The organism is Vibrio sp. Y58_MX_L22, assembly GCF_024181865.1.
Taxonomy (GTDB): domain Bacteria; phylum Pseudomonadota; class Gammaproteobacteria; order Enterobacterales; family Vibrionaceae; genus Vibrio; species Vibrio alginolyticus.
Window position 1 is genome coordinate 1 of the sequence record NZ_JAMZAN010000034.1, and the last position, 1,067, is coordinate 1,067.

Annotated in this window: 1 rRNA gene; it reads right to left on the bottom strand. The window is 53.5% G+C overall.

From position 1 onward, the window contains the following. Positions 1 to 1,067: ribosomal RNA gene (locus tag NL626_RS22915) — 16S ribosomal RNA — on the bottom strand; the annotation flags it as partial.

The window sequence follows — 1,067 nt, forward strand, 5'->3', positions numbered from 1 at the left end:
TAAGGAGGTGATCCAGCGCCAGGTTCCCCTAGCGCTACCTTGTTACGACTTCACCCCAGTCATGAACCACAAAGTGGTAAGCGTCCCCCCGAAGGTTAAACTACCTACTTCTTTTGCAGCCCACTCCCATGGTGTGACGGGCGGTGTGTACAAGGCCCGGGAACGTATTCACCGTGGCATTCTGATCCACGATTACTAGCGATTCCGACTTCATGGAGTCGAGTTGCAGACTCCAATCCGGACTACGACGCACTTTTTGGGATTCGCTCACTTTCGCAAGTTGGCCGCCCTCTGTATGCGCCATTGTAGCACGTGTGTAGCCCTACTCGTAAGGGCCATGATGACTTGACGTCGTCCCCACCTTCCTCCGGTTTATCACCGGCAGTCTCCCTGGAGTTCCCGACATTACTCGCTGGCAAACAAGGATAAGGGTTGCGCTCGTTGCGGGACTTAACCCAACATTTCACAACACGAGCTGACGACAGCCATGCAGCACCTGTCTCAGAGTTCCCGAAGGCACCAATCCATCTCTGGAAAGTTCTCTGGATGTCAAGAGTAGGTAAGGTTCTTCGCGTTGCATCGAATTAAACCACATGCTCCACCGCTTGTGCGGGCCCCCGTCAATTCATTTGAGTTTTAATCTTGCGACCGTACTCCCCAGGCGGTCTACTTAACGCGTTAGCTCCGAAAGCCACGGCTCAAGGCCACAACCTCCAAGTAGACATCGTTTACGGCGTGGACTACCAGGGTATCTAATCCTGTTTGCTCCCCACGCTTTCGCATCTGAGTGTCAGTATCTGTCCAGGGGGCCGCCTTCGCCACCGGTATTCCTTCAGATCTCTACGCATTTCACCGCTACACCTGAAATTCTACCCCCCTCTACAGTACTCTAGTCTGCCAGTTTCAAATGCTATTCCGAGGTTGAGCCCCGGGCTTTCACATCTGACTTAACAAACCACCTGCATGCGCTTTACGCCCAGTAATTCCGATTAACGCTCGCACCCTCCGTATTACCGCGGCTGCTGGCACGGAGTTAGCCGGTGCTTCTTCTGTCGCTAACGTCAAAT